The 2,369-nt window shown below is 43.8% G+C and carries 3 protein-coding genes; all 3 read right to left on the bottom strand.

Annotation, left to right across the window (positions count from 1 at the left end; translation table 11 throughout):
* Positions 1–167: 167 nt before the first annotated feature.
* On the bottom strand, positions 168–515 hold the full coding sequence (locus VIP81_RS22060; protein ID WP_331966438.1) for a nuclear transport factor 2 family protein: 348 nt from the start codon (positions 513–515) through the stop codon (positions 168–170).
* Between the two features lie 137 nt (positions 516–652).
* Positions 653–1,402 carry an MBL fold metallo-hydrolase gene (locus VIP81_RS22055; protein ID WP_331966435.1) on the bottom strand — a complete coding sequence of 250 codons (750 nt, stop codon included), beginning with the start codon at positions 1,400–1,402 and terminating at the stop codon, positions 653–655.
* Between the two features lie 109 nt (positions 1,403–1,511).
* Positions 1,512–2,369, bottom strand: an 858-nt coding sequence (gene rodA / locus VIP81_RS22050; RefSeq protein WP_331966432.1) for a rod shape-determining protein RodA, incomplete at its 5' end; no start/stop codon positions are given.

Genomic DNA, 2,369 nt, shown 5'->3' with positions numbered 1-2,369 from the left:
TTCAAAACAGAAAGAGAGTTCCGCACCATTATGATCAATCATGTAAACAGCCAAAGGATGAACCGGATGGGCCAGGGAGGCGGTCCGAGAAGAAGACCGTAGGAAGAATTACGAATTTGAAGTCCTTAATTTGAAATTCGTAATTCGTAATTCGTAATTCGTAATTCTTATTTATAATGCGCCCGCACCTCACATACCAGCCCCTTTTCATTTAATACCATCAACTCCGCACTCAGCATATCTTTTACACTCTTATAATAAAGCACCACCGAATTCACTCCTTCCAGGATGTGATACAACTCGAAATGTAAGTCGGGGTAAGCGGCCAATCCCTTACTGAAATAAGCACGTAAATTTTCCTTTCCCCTGATACAACCGGTAGGATCGTTGTTAATCTTTTTAATGAGGGGAGAATAAAAAACAATGTCAGCATCGTAATGCGATAATATTTCCTCCAGGTCGTGTGAGTTCCACGCCCGGACCCAGGCTTCGCCAAAGCTGGTCAGATTTTCCATGACTTTTTTTACCTACAAGATAGTGTTTTGGAAGAAGTTTTCAGATGGTAACACCAGACTTTGAAAGTTAGCTTTTTGAGGGGGGATATAATGTTGTTGCTTTTGGGCAGATAGCCAAAGTTATCTGCCCAAAAGCTTTATGAAAATTTCGCGAAAGGCTCTTTGGTATCATGATAAAAAAGAAAAGTCCAGCCTTCCTGCTTGCCACGCTCCAGAAATTCCTGCCGGAGTTCCATACTGCGCTTGCCATCATAATCATACTTGGCGGCAAAACGACTTTTCATCTGGGATATCTGCGGTGCCACATCTCCCCCAAAAAATACTTTATCTTCTCCGTCATCTATCAAAAATACCTGGTGGTAAGGACAGTGGCCACCGGTAACTTCATAACGAATATAGTCATCTATAATGCCATCGCCGGTAGTAAATACAACGTTATCGCGTTGCTGTAATAGTATAATATCTTCAGCGAGGTATGATTTACCGGAATGTTCCAGCGCATACAACATCTCCTCATTATTTACATAGTAGGTAGCACCTGGAAAAGTAAGGGCGCGCTCCCTGGTAATAGGATCTTCAGAAGATACTCCACCGGAATGGTCCTTATGCAAATGACTCATCAATACTTTGGTAATCTCCATAGGATTGATGCCATGATCTATCAGGTGCTGGTGAATTTGTAATACCCCATCCGGGTTACGAAATCCCAGTCCCGTATCGAATAAAATATAATCACGGTCAGTGATCACCAGGAACGGCTGTATTTCTACCAGCAATGAACCATGCGGACGATCCTGCATACTATCTGTTCCTAACTTAAAAGGTTGGAATTTCTTGGTCCCGTCTACGGTAAATGACCCTTCGGATAATGGAATAATACGTGCCATAATGATGCAAAGATAGCAGAAAGCTGAAAGCAGAAAGCAAAAAGCTATTGTGCAAGAGATATAAGCGAAATAATCTCCGGAACAATAGCTTTCTGCTTTCAGCTTTCTGCTATCTTAAAACCATTTGCCTGTCTGCGTCCAGGCGAAGTAAAATAAATATCAACATGGTAAACGTCATCAGTGATGATCCTCCATAACTCACTAATGGCAAGGGTATCCCGATTACAGGCGCTAACCCGATCGTCATAGCAATGTTAATGGCCAGATGGAAAAAGATGATACTGGCTACACCATAGGCATAGACTCGCGTAAATGTCGATCGCTGTCGCTCCGCGACAAAGATGATCCGGAAAAGCAGGGCCACATAAATAGCCAGGAAAATCACACTGCCGAAGAAGCCAAAGTCTTCTCCTATCGTACAAAAGATAAAGTCGGTGCTCTGTTCAGGTACAAAGTCATAGCGGGTTTGGGTACCTTTCAGGTATCCTTTGCCCCAGAATCCACCGGAGCCAATCGCAATCATACTCTGTCGGGTATTGTAAGTCGCTTTGGGATCATTTTCTTTCCCCAGCATTACTTCAATACGTCGTACCTGGTAGTCCTTCAGCACTTTTGTAAATACAAAAGGAACAATAAACATCACAAACAAACCGCAGAAGGCATATACGCCGAGAATCACGGCGAGCCTCGATCGCTTTCGTTTTATTTCACGCCTGCTGAAATAAATGACCAGCGCGGTGATAACGGTAAATATGATGAAGAGTATCGTTCGGTCTACCAGCAGGGCAGACAACACCAACACGATACCAGAAAATGCAATCACCAGCAGCACACCGGGCAAACCTTCCCGGTACATGACCAGGAAGAAGGAAAAATAGACCAGCGCCAATCCTGTTTCATCCTGTAAGATGATGATACCTGCCGGGATAAGGGCAATGGCTGCCGCGATGAGCCGCGATCGTAGTTT

The organism is Chitinophaga sp. (assembly GCF_036566945.1).
In the GTDB taxonomy this organism is placed as follows: domain Bacteria; phylum Bacteroidota; class Bacteroidia; order Chitinophagales; family Chitinophagaceae; genus Chitinophaga.
The sequence above is the reverse complement of the archived record's forward strand: the minus strand, read 5'-3'. Positions and strand labels throughout refer to the sequence as shown.

Bases quoted from the DNA above. Each gene is read 5' to 3' on its own strand.
- VIP81_RS22060 (WP_331966438.1), bottom strand. From the start codon at position 515: ATGGAAAATCTGACCAGCTTTGGCGAAGCCTGGGTCCGGGCGTGGAAC.
- VIP81_RS22055 (WP_331966435.1), bottom strand. From the start codon at position 1,402: ATGGCACGTATTATTCCATTATCCGAAGGGTCATTTACCGTAGACGGG.